The following is a 19,216-nucleotide window of genomic DNA, read 5'->3' on the forward strand; positions in this document are numbered from 1 at the left end:
TTCGGGCATCACATGCCGATGTACTGCGCGTAAAGCGAGCGGGCGCGGGCGGGATCGTCCGTGCCATGCACGAGCGCGCGGCCGTTCGGGAACACGGTGAGGGTCACGCCCTCCGCCTCAAATCGCAGCAGGGCGTCGTTCGCGCGCACAGCGCCAAGCGGTCGCAGGCGCTCGGCGAGCGCCTCGAGCGAAAGCGCCACGTCCGCCTCGGGCCGCACCTGAATCGTCTGGCGGCCGCAGAACGTGACGGAGAGCGCTCGGCGGCCCGCGCTGAGGGCCACAAACTCCCTCCGCGCGCAGCAGGGGCAGTCGGGCTTGGGACCGCCCATGCGGATGAGCCGGACATCGGTCTGCCACACGTCGGCCTGGAGGATGGCGTTCGACAGGGCGTCCTCACGGCCCGCGAGGTACTTCAGCACCTCCGCCACCTGGTACGACGCCATCCACTGAACGATAGGCGCAATGACGCCGACCGTGTCGCACGTGTCATACCCCACCCGGGCACCGTGGCCCACGAGACACACCAGGCACGGCGTGCGGCCGGGCCGCAAGAACGCGCTCGTGCCATGCGCCTCCACCGCGCCCGCGTAGGCCCATGGGATGCCGTGCTTGACCGCCACCTCGTTGATCAAGTACCGGACCTCGAAGTTGTCGCTTCCGTCGATCACGACGTCCACGTCGGCGAGGAGGCGCTCCGCATTTGAGGCGTCGAGATCGTCCACCACCGCTTCGATGGCGATGCTGCTGTTGGCGGCCGCAAGCGCGTCGCGCGCCGCGATGGCCTTCGGCGTGGCGTTGCGGGCGTCCTCCTCGGTGTAGAGCATTTGGCGCTGCAGGTTCGTGATCTCGACGACGTCCCGGTCAATGAGCCGCAGGTAGCCCACGCCGGCGCGCGCGAGCTGCGCGGCGCTCGCCGTCCCGAGCGCGCCGAGCCCCACCACGGCCACGCGTGCGCTCGAGATCCGCTCCTGGCCCGCCTCGCCGATGTGCCGAAAGCGAATCTGGCGCGAATAGCGGCTGTTAAATGCGAACTCCGTCATGCCGCAGCCATCCCTTCAGTTCCGACCGACGACGCCCGCCTCCGGGCTCGACGGTGAAGGTGTGCTCGACTTCGGGATGCGGCCGGCGCGCCGCGCGAGATAGCCGGCCTCGACGGCCATGCGCATCGCCCGCGCCATCGCGACGGGATCGCCCGCGCGGGCAATGGCGGTGTTGACGAGCACGGCGTCCGCGCCGGTTTCCATCGCGAGCGCGGCGTCAGACGGGGCGCCGATGCCCGCGTCCACCACCACCGGCACGCGGCCGCGGATCTCGTCGACGATGCGCGCAATCCGCTCCACCGCCTCGAGGCCGCGCCCCGTGCCGATGGCGGATCCGTACGGCATTACGGCCGCGCAGCCGACTTCTAACAGCCGCCGGGCGACGACGTGATCGTCCGTGGTGTAGGGAAGCACGACGAAGCCCTCTTTGACGAGGATCTCGGCGGCCTCCACGGTCGCGATGGGATCCGGAAGCAGGGTGCCGTCATCCGGGATGACCTCGAGCTTCACCCAGTTCGACAGCCCCGCGGCCCGCGCCAGCCGCGCCGTGCGGACGGCCTCTTCGGCCGTGTGGCAGCCCGCGGTGTTCGGCAATAGCGTGTAGCGCTCGAGATCGATGTAGGACAGGATGGACGTCTCGCGAGCCTCGAGATTCACCCGTCGCACGGCGACGGTGACGATCTCGGCGCCCGAGGCAGCGAGCGCTTCGCGCATGACCTCGAGCGATTCGTACTTGCCCGTGCCCACCATGAGCCGGGACTGAAACGAGCGTCCTGCAATCCGCAAAGGTTCCATGGGGAACTTGCTCCTCTCCACGTACGGATATCTGCGCCTTGGCGATCCGCCAGCGCGGGGGACGTTTGCTCAGCGCGCCCTTCCCGCGCGGATGCGTGCTTCCCGGCAAGCGGTCCGCGCGGCAAGCGGCATCTGTCAACGGCCGAAGGGCCATCAGCCGCCGCCGACGAATCGAACCATCTCGACGACGTCGCCCTCCTGGATCACTTCGGCGTCGAACGCCTCTCGGTCCACAATCTGGCCATTCCGCTCAATGGCCACCGGCTCGCCGTCGAGATCGTAGTGGCGGACGAGATCGCGCACCGTGAGGCCATCCGGAAGGGAGACGTCCTTACCGTTCAGGCGTATTCGCACGCACATCACCTCCCCGAGCCGCAAAACGCGCGGGCGGCCAAAACGGCAGCCAGAGATCCTCGGGCTCGCGCCCGAGCGCGGCGCCCGCCACGATGCGGCCCGTGATGGGGGAGAGCAACACGCCGTTGCGAAAATGGCCGACGGCGAGAATGATGCCCTCGGCGCCGGGCCACGGGCCAATGACGGGATCGGCCGCTTCACCTGCGAGTCGCGGGCGAAGGCCGCTCCAGGCGCGCACCCACTCGCCGCCGCGAAGGCCGGGCACCGCGCCGAGCGCCTTGGCGGCAAGCGCCGCGAGGCCGTCCACTGTGTTGCGCTTGTCGTAGCCCGCGTCCGGCTCCTCCGTCGCGCCGACGACGACCGTCCCATCCCGCTTCGGCACCAGATACGTGCCGGCATCGTACACCGTTCGGCGCAAGGCGGCGCCGCGCGGCGGTCGCAAGGCAAACATCTGCCCCTTCACCGGACGCACCTCGAGCGAAATCCCGAGCGCGCGGAGGAAGGGAGATGCCCACGCGCCGGCTGCCAGCACCACCCGGTCCGCCGCGTACACGTCCCGCGCGCCGCGCACGCGCCAACCCGCGCCCGCGCGCTCGACGGCCACAACTTCTTCGCCCTCGTACACGTCGCACAGGCCAGCCACACACGCCCTGAGCGCCGCGCTGAGCCTCGGCGCGTGGACGTTGCCGTCGCGCGGCAGATAGAGCGCGCCAAGCACGTCGTCCGCGGTTGCGGGCTCGAGCGCCCGCACCTCTGCCGGATCGAGCCACACCGCCTCATCGCCCGCCGCGCGCTGCCATCTCATCCGCTCCCTGAGCGCCGCGGCCGCGCCCTCCGAGCGCGCGAGCTGCAGGATGCCGTTTTCCACCCACTCGACGTCGATGCCCGTCTCCTCGAGGAGCGCCGCCGCAAAGTTCGGGTACATCGCGCGGCTCTCCCGGCACAGCGCATAAAACGCGTCCGGCGCGTGCGCCTCGAGCTGCGCGCCGAGCATCCCCGCCGCCGCACTCGAGGCCTCGCCCCCCAGCCGGCCGCGGTCGATCACGGCCACGGACAGTCCCTCGCGCGCCAGGGCCCGCGCCGACGCCATGCCGATGGCGCCGCCGCCCACCACCACGGCGTCATACGCACGCATTCCGCACACCTCCTCCTGCCGCCGGAAACGGCACCTTCGGCGCCGCGGCACATCTTGCCATGGCCTCCTTGAGCCTCGCCGCGGCCGCGCGCGGATCCGCGGCCTCCACCACCGCGCCAATGACGGCCACGCCGCTTGCGCCCGTGGCCAACACCTCGGCCACGTTCCCGGCGTCAATCCCGCCGATGGCCACCACCGGGATGGCGAGCGCCTCGACCACCCGGGCGAGTTCCCGCACGCCCTTCGGCGGCAGGCCCGGGTGTGATGCGGTGGGGAAGATGTGGCCAAAGGTGACGTAGTCGGCGCCCGCCGCCTCGGCGGCCCGCGCCTCCTCGAGCGAGTGCACGGAGCAGCCGAGGAGAAGCCCGCCGCCCGCGCGCTGCACCACCTCGCGCGCAGCCGCGACCGGCAGCGACTTGGCAGCCAGGTGCACGCCGTCCGCGCCCGCCGCCAGGGCCACGTCCAGGCGATCGTTCACGAGCACGCGCGCGCCTGATCCCGCCTCGCGCAGCCGCGCCAGAAGCTCGCGCGCGAATTCAAACACGGCGAGCGCCGGCGCCTTCTTTTCGCGGACTTGAATCACGTCCGCGCCACCCAAAGCCGCGAGCCACAGCGCCTCTTCGAGCGGAACCTTCGCGCCGCGGGCGCGATCGCTCAACACATGGAGCACATGGGTCATGTTGTCATCTCCAAAAGAAAAGCCGCACCCCATCGGGCACGGCAGGTTTCCAGTCTGAACCTCGCAAACGCGCCGCCACATCGGCAGCCATCTGATGTTGTCGCGGACTTACTTCGAGAGCGCCTCCGTGAGCACGGGGACAATCTGCTTCTTGCGCGACACGACGCCTTTCAGCAGGGCCTGATGATCCTCGAGCTTCACGCCGTACGCCTCCTCGACCGCGTGCGCCGCGCGCCCCACGGCCAGGCCCACCGAGTCGTTGTTCAGGATGTCGGTCACCACAAAGAAGAACAGGTCCAGATTCTTCTCGGCGACCTTCTTCTCCATGGCCTGCAGGATCTCGCCCTTCTTCGCGAGCACGTCGTTGACGTCCACCGCATTCACCTGCGCGATCTCGACCTTCGCATGGCCCATCTGGAACTCCTTCGCGTCGAGCGTCAGAAGTTCGTCGACGGTCTTCTGGCTGAGATCCGCGCCCGCCTTGAGCATCTGAAGCCCGTACTCCTCCAGCTTGACGCCAGCGAGCTCGGCGAGTTCCCGCGCCGCCTTCACGTCCTCCTCCGTGCAGGTCGGCGACTTGAGGAGCAGAGTGTCCGAGATGATGGCGGAGAGCATGATGCCAGCCACGTGGCGCGGAATCGAGACGTTCTTCTCCTTGTACAGCTTGTTCAAAATGGTGGCTGTGCAGCCGACCGGTTCCGCGCGATAGTAGAGCGGATCCGCCGTCTCGAAGTTCGCGATGCGGTGGTGATCGATGACCTCCACCACCTTCACCTGGTCGACGTCCGGCGCGCTCTGTTGGCGCTCGTTGTGATCCACCAGGATGACCTCGTCCACTTCCCCTGCCACGCCCTCGACGACGCGCGGCGCGGACACACCGAAGTGGCTCAGGACGAACTGCGTCTCAGGGTTCGGCTCGCCGAGCGCCACGGGCTCCACGTCCTCGCCCAGTTCGCGCTTCAGGTGAGCGTATGCGATCGCGGACGTGATCGCGTCGGTATCGGGATTTCGGTGGCCGAAAATCAAGCGCTTCGCCATGCAGCCGACTCCTCCAAGCGATTTTGTAAACATTCGAATTCAGTATATCAGGTTGGAGGGCCTGTTTGCACGGGTGGCGAGGCATCACGCGTTCGGCGCCGCGCCCGAAGCGGGTTGGCCTGCGGCGCCGTGGCGCGGGACGGCCCGCCACCAGCCGATGGTGAGCGCGGCGCACGCGGCAGAGCAGAGCCACATCCACGCCGCGATGGGCACCACGCGCAGGGAGACGCCGGCAAGCCCGTTGGCAAGCGGCACCGCCACGCCCGCGAACGAGTAGATGAGGCCAAACGCCCTCCCGCGCACCTTCTCGGGAATCGCGCGCTGCATGAGGGCGAAACCGATGGCGTTGATGATGGCAATGAACACGCCCTCCACCACGCTTGTGGCGAGCGAGAACGGCACGGAGCGAGAGAAGCTGAACGCGAGGATCGACGCCGACGTCAAACCGCCGAACGTGAGAAGCCCTGTGCGCGCGTTCATCTTCGCGGCGAGGCTCGCGAAGAGGCTGCCAAGCAGCTGACCGAAGGACAGGGTCGCGTTCAGAGCGCCGAATTGCGCAGCGCCTCCGTGCAGCACGCGGTGCGTCCACACGGATAAGAGCACGTCCACCCCGGCGAAGGAGAAGTTGAGGAGCATGAGGACGGGCAAAACGGCGACGAACCAGCGAATGCGCGCGACGGCGCGCCAGCCTTCCATCATCTGCGAGGCCAAAGAAGCCTTTGGCCTCGGCGCTGCCGCTCGGTCCCGCCACCTGCGGCCCTCACGCCGCCACAGGCGAATGACGTTGGCCACGGCGGCGGCGCTCGCGAGAAAGGTGAGGCCGTCGATGGCAGCAATCCATGGGACGCCGATGGCCGCGATCGACGCGCCCCCGACGGCCGCGCCGACGGAGATGGCCAGTCGCGACGTGGTCATGGAGAGGCCATTGGCCGCCACGAGATCCTCGTCGGGCACCAGCCGTGGCAGGATCACGCTCTCGGCTGGCGTAAACAGGCTGCCGCCGAGGCCGTGCGCGGCCAGAATGACGAGCGTCACGGGCACAAACGCGTGGGGCCACCACGCGTAGGCCAGGGCGCCGAACAGCGAGACCGCGGCGCGGACGAGATCGGTCCAAAGCATCACGAAACGGGCGTCCCAGCGATCCACGAGGCTGCCGCCGACGGCGGACAGGAGGTTCGGCAGCGTCAACACCAACCCGGCGGCGGACAACAGGTATGGCGAGCGGAGCTGCAGTTCCCAATACGCCATGATGAACAACAGCTGCGTGCCGACCTGCGACAAGATCTGCCCCAGCCAGACGGAGGTGAACGCCGGCCATCGGAATACCCGGAACATCGCGCTCTCTCCTCACACGGGATTTGACCTCAGTCCACCGCCTCGTCTACCGGAGCCATCGCCCAGGCTTGCGGCGAGAAGCGGGATCGACCGAACGCGCACACGGCTGCGACGGTCAGCGCGCACGGAATCAGGTCCCAGAAGAAGGTGGCCTGAATCGACTGATGGAGCGCGTCGACGAGCTTGTGCAGTACGAAATCAGGGATGTGCATGCGCGTCTGCGGCGACATGATGGCGCGGGGATCCATGTGGCGGAACGCGCCAGCTTGCGGAACGCCGCGAAACGCCTGAGCCACCTGGTAGGCAAACGCGTGCTTCTGAATGGCGCCGTAAATCACGATGCCGACCGTCATCCCGAGTTCGCGGACGAAGCTGTTGGTGGAGCTGCCCGCGCCGCGCTGATGCGGGTCGAGATCGCTCATCGCGGCCATGCCGGTGACGGAGAAGAACGGCCCGATGCCCACCCCGACCACGGCCATGTCGAGGAGCACGCGCCACGTCGGCGTGTCTTCGCGGAGCCCGAGAAGGAGCGCGATGCCGAAGCCAAACAGGAGGGCAAACGGCAACAACACCGTCCGATAAGCCGCGCGGCTCGCAAGTCGCCCCGCCACGGCCGCGGACGCGGACGATCCGACCATCATCGGCAAGAGATACAGCCCCGCGTCGATGGGCGATCCGCCGCGGACGCCCTGCACGTAGATGGGCACCCACACCACCGCGACGATGTACGCGCTGCCACTCAAGATGCCGGCCACGTTCGAGACGGCAAAGGATCGCCTGCGAAACAGGTGGAGCGAGACGACGGGCTCTTTCGCCCGCAACTCCACGGCCAAAAAGAGCGCGAGGAGCACCGCGGCCACCGCGAACCCCGCGAGAATGGGCGCCGAAGCCCACGGATACGTCTGCCCGCCGAGCTCGAGCGCGAAGGTGAGCGCGGTGACGCCGGGCACCAGGGTGAAGATGCCGAGCCAGTCGATGACCTGCCGCCCGTGCCGGGACGACTCGCGGTACGCAAACAGGATGAGCAGGAACGCCACCGCGCCAATCGGAACGTTGATGTAGAAGACGATCCGCCACGACCAGTGCTGGGTGATGTACGCGCCGAGAAGCGGGCCGAAGATGCTCGCCATGCCGAACACCGCGCCGAACAGGCCCGAAAACTTGCCCTGCTCCTTCGGCGGCACCACGTCGAAGATGATGGTAAACGCGATGGGCATGAGCGCGCCGCCGCCGATGCCCTGAATGGCGCGATAGATGGCGAGTTCGGTCATGTTCTGCGCCGTGCCGCACAGGATAGAGCCGATGAGGAACGCCGCAATGCCAAACATGAAAAACCGCTTGCGCCCGTACATGTCGGACAGCTTGCCGAAAATCGGCATCCCAGCCATCTCGGTCAACATATACGCCGCCGTGATCCACACAATCTGCTCGAGGCCGCCCAGGTGCGCGACGATGTTGCCCGTCGCGGTGGCCACAATCGTGTTGTCCATGGCCGCCACAAAGATGCCAAGCAAGAGCGCCAGCACGACCCATCCTTGCTTGGATGTTCTACGCATCTGCATCTCCCTCTCCGTCATTCCGCCACCCCCGCTGCTGTGACGCGTCCGACGCGAGCACTCGGGTGCGCCTCGTACGCGTCGCTGTATTCGACGCACTCGATAGCGCAACCAGGGCCGAGCCGCACCACCTTCGCGCGGACCACGCGGGCCTTCGTGTGAACGAGATGGACCTCATCCGCCTCAATCACGTCCACCTCGAGCGTGCCGTGGCGCCTCATCTCGGCGCCCCACGGATAGCGCGGCAACTCGACCGCGAGCCGCCCCATGCCCATCTCCCGCGCGCGACAGTCCCCGTGCAGCCGAATCCGCGCCTCATCCGCGGAAAACAGGCCATCCACGGTCATGGCACCCCGGATCAGGGCGCGATCCGCCTCGCAATTCCCGCGGACCTTCACCTCGCCCGCGGTCTTCAATTCGCCCACGGACAGGTGGCCGTCGCAGACGAGCATCCCCTTCACGTCGAGCCTGGAGATGAGAAGATTCGCTCGGCACGTCATCTGCCCCATGATGCTTGCCTCGTCCGCCGAGACGTCCCCATTCGCCTCCATCTCCCCCATGACCCGGAGTCGCTCGCACACCAACCGGCCCTGGACGACGGCCTGCCCCAGGATTCGCACCCGCCCAAATTCGCCGCCCGCGGAGGTCGATTCGCCCATCACCGTCAAATGGGGTTTGTCAAGCTTGGAGCCGCTTTGCATCGGCATCTCCTCCTCACAACTGCACCGCTTCGCCCACCACGGCCGAGCCCCGCCGCTCAAAGGCCGTGCGATACTCGACCCTATCCACCTCGCAGCCGTCTCCCAACACGACGACGTCGCCCCGAATGCGGCGCGCGAGAACCGCCTCCACCTCGATGCGGTCCCCTTCCATCACCTCTACCTCCAGGCGCGGCTTCGAAAACCAACCTCCCTTGCCGACGCGGGTCGTGATGGTCGTGCAGCCGATCTCCCGCACCCTCGACTTGCCCATCAGCTCGAATTCGATCTCGTCCGCGTTCATCAGCGCCCGGCATTCGACGCTGCCCGTGACGCAAATGCGATCCGCTTCGATGGGCCCTCCGACCCGCGCGCGGCCGCCGACGTGTACGCGAGCGGCTTTCAACCCGCGCCCGATTTTCGCCATGCCGGCGATCTCGGCCTCGCTCCCGACCTCACAGTCGCCCGCCACATCGCACAAGCCGTTCACTTCAAACGCCCCCGCCCTGATGCTTCCATTCACGGTCACGCGGCCATTCACCTCGAACTTCTCTGTCACGTCCATCCGCCCGCCGACGTGCGCGCTGCCATTCACCTCGCAACGCTCGCACGACACGTCGCCCTGCATCTTGGCCGTCCCGTTGACCTCGACCTTGCGATACGCGCCGCCCCCAAGCGTGGCACGACCGGAAACCTCGAGATCCTCAGCCATATGCGATTCCCCCCACACGTAGACGCCTCAGGTCATCCCATCAATTTAAGCTTCAACTGCTCCACCGCGCTCGCCACATCGGCGGAAAATGCGACGTTCGCCTGCGGGTCGATCACGACTTCCGCATCGGGCGCGCGCGCCAGCCAGATGCCGACGCCGAGTTTGCGGACGAGATCGAGCCGCACTTGCATGTCACGAAACATTGTTACGCTATGTTCGAACATGGGGATGAGTTGCCTCGCCTCGTCCAGGCTGACCTGGCCGCTCGCGATAGCCTCGTGAACCAGGTGCGCGCAGACAATTTCGCGAAACGCGAGCACGCGAGCGCGAGGGTGAGCCTCCTCATACAAGCGCAGGGCGGGAGGGCTCGCGATGCCGAGCCGCACGAGATCCTCGCCCGTCCGCTCGACGTCAATTCCGTCCGGAGACAGCCGCTTCGCCAGCTCATCGAGAGGGACATCCTCTTTCCACTGCTTGATCTGCTCGATGCGACTGAGAATTTTGTCGCGCGGAAAGAACGTCTCCTGGCCGGTGAACGTGGACTTTCGAATGAACCACTCCTCCGGGATCAGCTTTTTGCGCTTCCACCGGTACAGTTGGCCGTAGGAGATACCCGTGATGTCGAGGAGTTCCTTTTTCGAGATCAGTTCGTCCTCCATGAAGCACCATCTCCACGCCGCGATCGTAACATAACATTGTTACGTTATGCAAGCGGCATGAAGCCTTTCAGAACGGGCGCGCGTCGGCGTCAACGGGCCAACCTGGACCAAAAGCAAGAGCGCCTGCCTCTCGGCAGGCGCACGGAGCGAAAAACTCACTTCGTCACGTACCAGTACTGCATCTCGGGCAGGCCATCCGCGGCGTTCAGGTGCTGCAGCACACCCTGCACGTGCGGCGCCACGACGACGAGCGTGGCTGGGTTGACCGTCCACAGGAACGGCAGGACCTTCGCCGTGTACATTTCGTACTGGTCGAACACCTTCATCGTCTCAGCGGTCGTCGCGTACGGCTGGTGCGTCGCGTTGATCAGCTGATCTTCCTTCGGATCGCTGAAGCCCGTGCCGCTCGGCGCACCCGTGTTGAACAGACCTTCGCCCGACGGATAGAAGCCCGGGCCGTTGTACCCCCAACCGGAGCCAAGCGCGAGATCCCAGGAGTGGTTCGACGGATCGGACGTGATGGAGATGAACTGCGAGAACGGCTCGCCCTTGAGCGTCACCTTCACGCCGATCTGCCCGAAGTCCTGTTGCACGAGCTCGGCCTCCTGCTGCGTCGACTCGCTGCCCGTGACATACATCATGGTGAGGTTCAGCTTCTTGCCCTGCGCGTTCGTCATGACGCCGTTCTTCATGTGCCAACCCGCGCTCTCGAGCAGCTGCTTCGCCTTGGCGAGGTTGAAGCTATACAGGCCGTTCACAGCCGGATCGTAGAACTTCGTCGCGGGCTGCGGCGGAATCGGGCCGTAGAGCGGCACCGCGAAGCCCTTGTAGATGTCCTTCACAATGGTCTCGCGGTCAATCGCCATCTGCAGCGCCTGGCGGACCGGCAGTTGATCAAAGACGCTCGCATTGGGCGCGCCCTTGTACATGTTCATCTCAATCCAGAAGATACCAAACGTATACTCCGGCGTCACCGTATCGCCCATCGACGTGAGCGCCGACTCCGAGCCGAGTTGCGACTGATCCAGGTAGCCGACGTTGATCTGGCCGCTGCGGAGCGCCGCAAACTCCGCCTCGTTGGAGCCCTCATACTGGAAGACAATCTTGCTCACTTGAGGCTTGTGGCCCGCGTAGCTCGGGTTCGGGACAATGACCCACTCCTGCTTGTCCTTCGCCAGCAGCGGCTTGAACGGGCCGTCCACGACTTTGTCGAACATCATATTGGTCGCATTGGCGCCCAGGTACTTGATCTCGTCCGTGATGTTCGACTTGACGTCCATATAGGAAGCAGGAAGCGGCGTGAGCTGAATAATGCCGTTGTAGATAAACCACTGCTGGTTCGTCGGCTGTTTGAGCGTGATGGTGACCTCGTACGGGCCATTCGCCACCACACTCGCCACACCGTTCGGGATATCACCTGTGCCCACGCCCACAAACGGCCACGGGCTCGGCGCGTTCGACGCGGAAGCCGCCTTAATCACATTCCACGTAAAGAGGACGTCCTTCGACGTCACCGGCTGGCCGTTCGACCACTTCCACTTCGGGTTCAGGAAGATGTGGTAAACAGTACCCTGCTTGTTGTACGTGATGTTTTTCGCAATGGAATCCTGCCAGTTGATGCTGTAGTCGTTGTTCAGCACCAACATCGGGATGTACATCTGATCGACAATCTGGGCGTTATACAGCGAATCGTTCGCCGCGTTGAAGATGGGAAGGAACCAGTTGAGGTCCGTCTGCGGAGGCAGCGCGTAGTCGATTACGCCCTCAGGGTTTACCGGCCCAGTGGTCGTCGCGGTCGTCGTGGAATTTTTGGTGTTGGTGGTGTTGTTGGAAGCGCTGTTCGACGTGGATGTACCGCACCCGGTCACGCCGAGCACGACTGCCGCGGCAGCACCCGCAGAAACAAGCGCTCGCTTTCTAAGTTTTCGCACCATTTGTACCTCCCTGAGAAGACGTAGAGAATGCCCGCATCGAACGGTGTCGCTCGATGCGGGCCAGTAGCAGGTGTAGAACCAAGGACACTTCTAGTATAGCAAGTCCAATTGCGCATTGCACGCATTTTTTAAAGAGATCTTCAATCGAGCTTCAAAACTTCGCGTTCACGCCACCGAATCGAGCGTCACCGATCCGAAACCGTCCAGTACTGCATCTCGGGAATGCCAACCGCGCCGTTGTAATACGGCAACACGTTGTGGACGCTCGGCGCGATGACGGCTACGGTCGCGTTGTTCACGTTCCATAGCATCGGCAACTGCTCCGCCGTGTAGTACTCGTATTGATAGAAGTGCTTCATGGTCTCGGCGGTGGAACTGTACGGTACGTGCGTCGCATTGATCAGCGCGTCTTCGGTGGCATTGCTGTAGCCAGTGCCGCTCGGCGCGCCCGTGTTGAACAGGCCATCTCCGGACGGATAGTAGCCCGGACCGCTGTAGATCCATCCTGAGCCGAGCGCGAGATCCCAGTTGGTCTCCTTCGCATTGCTTGTCAGCGAAATCAGTTGGTCAAACGGCATGCCCTTGAGCGACACCTTCACGCCAATCTGCGCGAGCTCCTGCTGGATGAGCTCTGCCTCCTGGACGGTGGTCTCGACGCCTGTCGCATAAATCATGGTGAAGTTCATCTTCTGGTTGCCTTTGGTCATCACGCCGTTCTCAAGCTTCCAGCCGTGCGCTTCGAGCAGTTTTTTCGCCGCCGCCGGGTTATAAGGATACAGCTTCTCCACAGCCGGATCGTAGAACTGCGTGCGGGGTTCAGGCGGAATCGGCCCATGCAGCGGGACCGCGTACCCCTTGTAGATGTCTTGTGCAATTTCCTGATTGTTGATGGCCTGCATCAGGGCTTGGCGCACATACAGTTGGTCGAAGATCTTTGAGTTCGGGGATGCCGGATACATGTTCATCTCGGTCCAGAAGACCGCAAACATGTATTCCGGCGCGATGGTGAAACCGGACGACTTCAGCTGCGGAACGGCCGCTGATTCCGACGGATCCAAGTATCCAACGTTGACCTGGCCGCTGCGAAGCGCCGCGAGCTCCGCTTCGTTGGAGCCTTCGTACAGGAAGATGAGCTTCGAAACGGTGCTCTTGTGCCCCGCGTACATCGGGTTAGGTTTCAGCACCCACTCCTGGCGGTCCTTTGCGTAGACGGGTTCAAACGGCCCATCCACCACTTTGTCGAACATCATATTGGGCCCATTGGCGCCGAGGTACTTCAGCTCGTCGGTCATGTTTTTCTTAACGTCCATGTACTTCGCGGGCATGGGCGTCATCTGCATGAGACCGTTGTAGATAAACCACTGCTGGTTAGTGGGCTGTTTGAGCGTGACCGTCACCTCGTAAGGCCCGTTCGCCACCACACTTTGGATGCCGTTGGGGATGTCCCCCGTTCCCGCGCCGACGTACGGCCACGGCGACGGCGCGTTCGGCGCGCAGGCTGCCTTCATGACGTTCCAGGTGAAGAGGAGATCCGCAGACGTCACCGGTTGGCCGTTAGACCATTTCCACTTCGGATTCAAGTAGATGTGGTAGACAGTACCTTGCGCATTGTACGTGACCTTTTCCGCGATCGAATTCTTCCAGTCGATCTGGTAACTGTTGTTCAGCTGCAATAGAGGGACAAACATCTGGTACACGAGCTGCGCGTTCGCCAGCGTGTCCGTGGGACCCGTGAAGAGAGGCAGAAACCAATTCAAATCGGTTGCTGGTTGCACAGCATACTCAATGACACCGCCACTCTGGGGTTTTGAAACCGGATGAGACGAAGTTTGATTCGACGCGGAAGAGCCGCATCCCGTCACCCCCATCACAATGGCCGCGGCCATGCCCGCAGCAGCGATTCCTTTTCCTCGACGTGTCACTGTCTCTCGAACCCCCTCAATGTTCTGAAAACCTCTCATTTGAACCAAGATTTCAGACAAGCAGGCCCATTGTACGACGCGTCGACGGCCGTGTAAAGGGGAAGATGTGTGACAACTGTCCATGATAAGGCCAAACATCGCGCCAGACCGCCAATCGAAGTCAATAAAACAGACACATCGGCGGCGCGCCGATGTGTCTCGTCGCTTCGACTTCAAATTCCAAGCAACTTTTTCACAAGCGGGATTTGCCCTCGATGGTGTGCCGTGTGCGCAATCGCATACGCCGCGAGCTGGCGCTTGTTGACCTCGCCAACCCCCAGCTTGGCTCCCGGCTCATCCAACTGCTGTGCCGTCAGGTGCTCAAACGCGTCCCTGGCCAGGCGCTCGTTTTCCGCCCACATCGACTTGATCTTCGCGACATCCCAACTCGTCGCCAAAAACGGCGCCCTCGCGTCGATGTCCGGCGTCTCTCCCTTCAGCTGCGCAAAGAAGCGGCGTTCCACAAGCAAGGTGTGTTCCAGGATCGACGCGATGTTGTTGAAATGATCCGCCGGCTTTTTCACCCATTGTTCGTCCGTCAGATCATCCACCATCTGATGAATCGTCGCGTGCACCTTCAGGTAGAGATCGTGGAGGTCTTGCATCTCCTTCAACATAGCCTCGTTCCTCCCTCATCATCGCCACGGCCCCATCGCCGTTGGCGGTCCGCCTTCGGCCCTCCTTCATTGTAGCGCGATCACGGCCGCGCGCACGATCTGCTACAATGCCATCAGGATCATCTTGCCCGGGAGGCGCCACGCGTGCACATCTACCTCCTCGGCGGCTCCGGATTCATCGGCCGCCATCTCGCGCGCGAACTTGAACGCCAAGGCCACCAGCCGGACGTCGTACGGCGACCGTACGCGCCAGAGGTTCTGCGCGTCCGTTTTGCCGCGAGCGCCGAACGCGGCGAGCCCTACGCCATCTGCAACCTCGCCGGCGCTTCGCTCAATCGAAAGCGCTGGAGCGCAGCGTACCGGCGCGAAATTGTCCGATCGCGCGTCGACACGGTTCGCGCCGTGATCGCGGCCCTCGAAGGTCTGCCCTCCGCGCCCACCGCGTACCTGCAGGCCTCCGCCGTGGGTTACTACGGCTCGTCTCCGGACAGGACGTTTACCGAGACCTCTCCGCCCGGAAACGACTTTCTGGCGCGCGTGTGCGTGGCGTGGGAGGAGGCCGCAGAGCCCCTCCGCGCCCTCACGCGGGTGGCCTTTCTGCGGTTCGGCATGGTGCTCGGGCGCGACGGCGGCGCGCTGCCCCTCATGTGGCCCGTGTTCCAGCTGGGTCTCGGAGGAACGCTCGGATCTGGCCGTCAGTGGATATCGTGGATTCACGTCCACGACGCTGCCCGACTCGCCGCGTGGGTCCTCGCGGACCATCGGTTGGACGGCCCCTTCAACGCCACCGCACCCGAGCCCGTGCAAATGCGCGGCTTCACGCGCACGCTGGCCGAGGCGCTTCACCGCCCCCACCTCACCCGTGTTCCAAGCGCCGTACTGCGCCTGGCGCTCGGCCGGCGCGCCACCCTCGTGCTCGACGGTCAGCGCGTGTTGCCTCAACGTGCGCTCGATCTCGGCTTCACCTTTGCCTACCCGACCCTTGATGCCGCCATTTTGGACTTCCTGTGAGCCGGACTTGTGCACCTCCCCCTCCTGCCCTTAGAATGAAATCGATTTCCCCCTCAATCTTTTGCAGGGAAACACAAGAAAGGAGGCTCTCGAACCATGGCCACGCGATTCCGCTGGGTCATTATCGGTCTTTTGTTCTTCATCACGGTGGTCAACTACATCGACCGTTCCGCCATCTCCTATGCCATTGGCGACATCGCTCAGGTCCTGCACCTGAACGACAGCCAGGTCGGCATGATCCTCGGCACCTTTGGCATCGGCTACATGATTACCACCTTCTTCGGCGGCATCTGGGTCGATCACGTCGGCGCGCGCTGGGCCCTCTTCTTCGCGTCCCTCCTCTGGAGCCTGTCCATTGGCCTCACCGGCGTGGCGGCGTCCTTCACCATCATCTACCTCATGCGCATCCTGCTCGGCATCGCGGAGGGACCCAACTTCCCAGCCGTCAACCGAGCCGTCGGCGACTGGCTTTCGCCTCGAGAACGAGCCATCGCGCTGTCCAACTCGCTCGTGGCCGTGCCGCTCGCGCTCGCCATCGGCGCCCCGATTGTGACGTCCTTGATTCTCGGTGTCGGCTGGCGCGGCATGTTCATCATTCTCGGCATCGTGGGCCTTCTCTGGGTGCCGGTATGGTTCTTTTTGTTCCGCGACTTCCCAGAACACAGCCGGCATGTGAACGATGAAGAGCTGCGCCACATCCGAGCTACACAGGCCGTGGATCGATCCCGTCCCGCCAAGGAAATGCGCTACCGCCAGGCGCATCACGTGTCCTCCGGGACGCTGTGGAAGTACCTTTTGGTCAACCGCACCTTGATGGCGAACAACTGGTCCTTCTTTGTGTTCGGCTATTACCTGTTCTTTTTCATGACGTGGTTGCCGTCCTATCTGAAAAACGTGTACCACTTGAACCTCAAATCCGTTGGAGCCTTCTCCATCCTGCCGTGGGCTTTGGCCACCGTGCTCCTGTGGCTCGTCGGCTACATTTCCGACTGGATCCTCCGGCGGACGGGAAGCCTGCGGTTGGCGCGATCGTACCCCATCTGGATCTCGCAGCTCTTGTCGGCGCTCTGCGTCATCCCGCTCACCTTTACGCACGATCTCACCACGGCCATCGTCTTCATCACGCTCGCGGTGGGCTTTGGGATGAGCGCGAACTCCACCTTCTACGCGATGAACGTGGATCTGATGCGAGAGCGCACGGCCACGGCTCTGGGCGTCATGGATACCTTTTTTGCGGCAGCCGGTTTTCTTGCGCCGGTCATCACAGGATGGATTGTCAACGCCACGGGCAGCTTCAAGAGCGCCTTCTGGCTCATGGCCGTGCTCGCCGCCACGTCGGTGCTCGCGGTGCTCATCTTCCATCAGCCGGACAAACAGCGGCGGATTGAGACCTCAACCAGCTCCTCTGCATCGCTAACACATTGACACCTTGAGGCCCCCGCAGGGAACAATCTTGCGGGGGCCTCATTCGTTCGCCGTCCACGTGGTATGAGGCAACGTCCATGCAGAACTCGACGACCTTAAGCAAAAGTCCTGTGCAAGCGCGAGGCCAAGCTATGGGTTTTTGAGGACTCGGTAGATTTTCCACATACCGAAATTCTTCTCCAGATGTGCCCACGATGCTCCATGGACATAGAGGGTTGGATAGGTGCGGTTTACGGCGTCAAACTGATATCCGTTTACCGGGTCTGGAACAACGATATACCCGACGTGATACGTCGCCGGATAGCGCAGCGCGTTCACAAAATCGTAGTCGCTCGTAAACGCGGGTGTTGCACATGAAGAATCACATCGAAGGCAGCGTACGAATCCATAAGAATCGTCGCCGCGGGAAGCTCCTGATTTATATATTGGGCGACTTGCTGTTGGATTCGGAGCTGTTGAAGCACCGCATTTTTATCCATGTGAATGAGACTGTATTCCTCAGGCGCAATCTCGGCATTTCGATCCATCACTACTCCTGTGAGCACGCCGGAGATTGCAACGGACATGGCCATCGCAAGTTGCGCCAGTTCACGCTCCCATCGCTTCAGTTGCCTGGCATCTGCACGCATTTCGTATGTCCACCAGGCCACCGCAATCGGAAGAGGATAAAAGAAAAATCGCAACCAACCGTATGATGCTCCATGCAGGAGTAGCAAGAACTGTAGCGAAGGAATGGATGCAGCGAGCAGGAGCAGTTGTAACGTCTCCCACCGAAAGAGTCGACCGCGAATGAGGCGGTACACAAGCAGCATACCTACAGGAACCATAAACATCCAGATCCGTCGCCACATGAACAGCAGAACACGCACCGGGTGGTGCTCAATTGAGCGATACTTGGACGTCGAGGAAAGCACGCTCGTCAACGATAAGTTCGAATACGCAGAGTGCAGGAAGTAGAGCGGATCGTGCATGATCTCAGCATTCAGCGCAATCCACACAATGCCCGAATATACGGCAGGCAAGAGCAATACCAGAGCAGTGGCGAGGGCGTACCACAAACGCTCCTGCCTGCGGAACCAGCGGTACCTCCGGCGAGACATGAGTAAGCGCGCATGTGCACCCATCGGGGCACGGCGTAGCGCGTCGAAGAGAACGATTGCAAACAGCCCCACCCCGAATGCTCCCGCTTCATAGCGCGCCCAAAACGCCATCGCGAGGGCACACCCTGCAATGACCAACCTTGAAATGGAATATTCGTCTTTCCATGCGAGATAGTTTAATAGACAGATGACCAAAAAACAGGCGAAGATCATCTCACTCATGCCATTTGCACCGTAGAGGAACATGAACGGATGCAGCGCGAGGCACAAAACGAGCACAAGGGAAGTGGCCTTCGAGACTTGAGCCCCAAGCAGAGCTCGGTACAATGCGAACGCGATGGCCGCAGATGCGAGGGATGTCACGAGCACGCCAGCCAACGCGTCTGAAGCGATGGGTGGGAACCAACGCCACAGGGCGACGGGCGGCAACTCAAACATGCTCGGCAAGGGGTTCCATACAAAGCCAATCGCGCCCAGATGCGGATTCCGGCTAAACAACACGTAAAATGCGTTGGCCACGCGGCTCAGGGCATCCTCCTGGATATCACCTTCGACTGCGTACAGATAACAGCCGAAAACGAACTCAGCCAAAAATACGATCGCGGCTAGAACCCAGCTGGTCCGGTCTTTTCTCTGAACGGATGCGTTCTCCTTTGAAAGTTCAACCCATCGCATCATTCGTGAATGCTCCTTATGACGGCAGGCGCACCGTGGTCGTCGTCAGACCATGCGGCGTCTTGTTCCAATAGAACGGCCTTCGAATGAGTTCCCATAACGCACGATACGTGGCGACGGACATCAGGAGCCAATACAGCGGCGAGAGAACCGCCGAAAGAACCAGCCTGAAAGACAACAACGCAGATCCCCGCCGTTGACTTTTCTCGACCTCAAGGTACATGCCGACCATGTTGCTGTATACAAACACGAAATTGCCGATGAACAAGAGAATTGAAGCTAAGTAGTAGAGAAAGCCCGGGAATAGGGTCGGAATCCACGGCGCATGACGCACAAACCACAGGATCAACAACAGCCAAAAGAACGGGTTCACGAGCGGTAAAAATGGGGTCCCGAGGATCATTTCCTGAAATCCCCAGAAGCCTTTCGTGCCGAGATCGCGCCACAACTGCAACGGACGCCTCATGTTCACCAGCCATGTGATGAGATAGC

General features: G+C 63.0%; 17 protein-coding genes and 1 pseudogene. 2 read left to right on the forward strand and 16 right to left on the reverse strand.

The features are described 5' to 3' along the window. Window positions 1–8: 8 nt before the first annotated feature. The 14 genes from AS26_RS07040 to AS26_RS07105 all read right to left on the reverse strand — a co-directional run bounded on the left by AS26_RS07040 (window position 9) and on the right by AS26_RS07105 (window position 14,513). Window positions 9–1,040: a ThiF family adenylyltransferase gene (locus AS26_RS07040; RefSeq protein ID WP_062307718.1), complete on the reverse strand. Its 1,032-nt coding sequence runs from the start codon at window positions 1,038–1,040 to the stop codon at window positions 9–11. A 15-nt stretch (window positions 1,041–1,055) separates the two neighbouring features. Next, entirely contained in the window at window positions 1,056–1,835 is a 780-nt protein-coding gene (locus tag AS26_RS07045) for a thiazole synthase (RefSeq protein WP_062307721.1), read from the reverse strand. A gap of 153 nt (window positions 1,836–1,988) precedes the next feature. Continuing rightward, entirely contained in the window at window positions 1,989–2,189 is a 201-nt protein-coding gene (gene thiS, locus AS26_RS07050; protein ID WP_062307723.1) for a sulfur carrier protein ThiS, read from the reverse strand. Next, on the reverse strand, window positions 2,167–3,324 hold the full coding sequence (thiO, locus tag AS26_RS07055) for a glycine oxidase ThiO (protein ID WP_062307726.1): 1,158 nt from the start codon (window positions 3,322–3,324) through the stop codon (window positions 2,167–2,169). The genes thiS and thiO overlap by 23 nt, the downstream gene beginning before the upstream one ends. After that, a complete protein-coding gene (thiE, locus tag AS26_RS07060) occupies window positions 3,311–4,003 on the reverse strand; it encodes a thiamine phosphate synthase (RefSeq protein ID WP_062307728.1) in 693 nt (230 codons plus the stop codon). The genes thiO and thiE overlap by 14 nt, the downstream gene beginning before the upstream one ends. Window positions 4,004–4,111: 108 nt before the next feature. Beyond that, on the reverse strand, window positions 4,112–5,041 hold the full coding sequence (locus tag AS26_RS07065) for a manganese-dependent inorganic pyrophosphatase (protein WP_062307731.1): 930 nt from the start codon (window positions 5,039–5,041) through the stop codon (window positions 4,112–4,114). A gap of 84 nt (window positions 5,042–5,125) precedes the next feature. Then, window positions 5,126–6,376, reverse strand: coding sequence for an MFS transporter (locus AS26_RS07070; RefSeq protein WP_062307733.1), 1,251 nt, complete (start codon window positions 6,374–6,376; stop codon window positions 5,126–5,128). A gap of 29 nt (window positions 6,377–6,405) precedes the next feature. Continuing rightward, complete coding sequence (locus AS26_RS07075) at window positions 6,406–7,938, reverse strand: MDR family MFS transporter (protein WP_062307760.1); 1,533 nt, start codon at window positions 7,936–7,938, stop codon at window positions 6,406–6,408. An 11-nt stretch (window positions 7,939–7,949) separates the two neighbouring features. Then, window positions 7,950–8,633 carry a polymer-forming cytoskeletal protein gene (locus tag AS26_RS07080; protein WP_062307737.1) on the reverse strand — a complete coding sequence of 228 codons (684 nt, stop codon included), beginning with the start codon at window positions 8,631–8,633 and terminating at the stop codon, window positions 7,950–7,952. 13 nt (window positions 8,634–8,646) lie between these two features. Further along, window positions 8,647–9,360: a polymer-forming cytoskeletal protein gene (locus tag AS26_RS07085; RefSeq protein ID WP_281176952.1), complete on the reverse strand. Its 714-nt coding sequence runs from the start codon at window positions 9,358–9,360 to the stop codon at window positions 8,647–8,649. A 14-nt stretch (window positions 9,361–9,374) separates the two neighbouring features. Next, the gene (locus tag AS26_RS07090) at window positions 9,375–10,001 is read right to left on the reverse strand and encodes a YhbD family protein (protein WP_062307741.1); all 627 of its coding nucleotides are present in this window, start codon (window positions 9,999–10,001) and stop codon (window positions 9,375–9,377) included. 155 nt (window positions 10,002–10,156) lie between these two features. Continuing rightward, the gene (locus AS26_RS07095; RefSeq protein WP_062307743.1) at window positions 10,157–11,935 is read right to left on the reverse strand and encodes a peptide ABC transporter substrate-binding protein; all 1,779 of its coding nucleotides are present in this window, start codon (window positions 11,933–11,935) and stop codon (window positions 10,157–10,159) included. 185 nt (window positions 11,936–12,120) lie between these two features. Then, window positions 12,121–13,710: a peptide ABC transporter substrate-binding protein gene (locus AS26_RS07100; protein ID WP_245629659.1), complete on the reverse strand. Its 1,590-nt coding sequence runs from the start codon at window positions 13,708–13,710 to the stop codon at window positions 12,121–12,123. A gap of 359 nt (window positions 13,711–14,069) precedes the next feature. Then, window positions 14,070–14,513 (reverse strand): DinB family protein, encoded by a 444-nt coding sequence (locus tag AS26_RS07105; protein ID WP_062307746.1) that lies wholly within the window; start codon window positions 14,511–14,513, stop codon window positions 14,070–14,072. 144 nt (window positions 14,514–14,657) lie between these two features. Here AS26_RS07105 and AS26_RS07110 point away from each other — a divergent pair, with 144 nt between their 5' ends. Continuing rightward, window positions 14,658–15,524: a TIGR01777 family oxidoreductase gene (locus AS26_RS07110; protein WP_062307749.1), complete on the forward strand. Its 867-nt coding sequence runs from the start codon at window positions 14,658–14,660 to the stop codon at window positions 15,522–15,524. A 96-nt stretch (window positions 15,525–15,620) separates the two neighbouring features. After that, a complete protein-coding gene (locus AS26_RS07115; RefSeq protein WP_062307751.1) occupies window positions 15,621–16,949 on the forward strand; it encodes an MFS transporter in 1,329 nt (442 codons plus the stop codon). Window positions 16,950–17,263: 314 nt separating this feature from the next. Here AS26_RS07115 and AS26_RS07120 read toward each other — a convergent pair whose 3' ends face one another. Together AS26_RS07120 and AS26_RS07125 are read right to left on the reverse strand one after the other, a co-directional pair. Beyond that, the gene (locus AS26_RS07120; RefSeq protein WP_062307752.1) at window positions 17,264–18,727 is read right to left on the reverse strand and encodes a glycosyltransferase family 39 protein; all 1,464 of its coding nucleotides are present in this window, start codon (window positions 18,725–18,727) and stop codon (window positions 17,264–17,266) included. A gap of 13 nt (window positions 18,728–18,740) precedes the next feature. Then, a pseudogene (locus tag AS26_RS07125) lies at window positions 18,741–19,216 on the reverse strand (glycosyltransferase family 2 protein); the annotation flags it as partial.

It is taken from the genome of Alicyclobacillus sendaiensis NBRC 100866, from assembly GCF_001552675.1.
Classification (GTDB): domain Bacteria; phylum Bacillota; class Bacilli; order Alicyclobacillales; family Alicyclobacillaceae; genus Alicyclobacillus; species Alicyclobacillus sendaiensis.